This window comes from Ramlibacter sp. bp-362, assembly GCF_054956735.1.
In genome coordinates, this window is sequence record NZ_JBUDXE010000089.1 from 1 (window position 1) to 234 (window position 234).

A 234-nucleotide genomic window follows, 5' to 3' on the forward strand; every position below is an offset into this window, starting at 1 on the left:
TGCCGTCGCCCTCCCGCACCTCGTGCACGACGGCGAGAACGGGTACCTGTTCGAGCCCGGGAACGTCGATGAGCTCGCCGCACGTCTGACCGACGTGCTCACTGCGGAGCCTGCGGAGTACGAGCGGATGCAGCGTGCCTCGCTCGACGGCGTCGCGATCCACGACATCAACCGCACCCTCGACACGTTCGAGGCGCTGTACCGCGACGAGCCGCTGCCGGAGTAGCCCGCCAT

General features: G+C 68.8%; 1 protein-coding gene. It reads left to right on the forward strand.

Annotation, left to right across the window (positions count from 1 at the left end; translation table 11 throughout):
• The coding region (locus tag ACY0MJ_RS22525) for a glycosyltransferase (RefSeq protein ID WP_462640791.1) at positions 1 to 226 on the forward strand (226 nt) is incomplete at its 5' end.
• Positions 227 to 234: the final 8 nt, after the last annotated feature.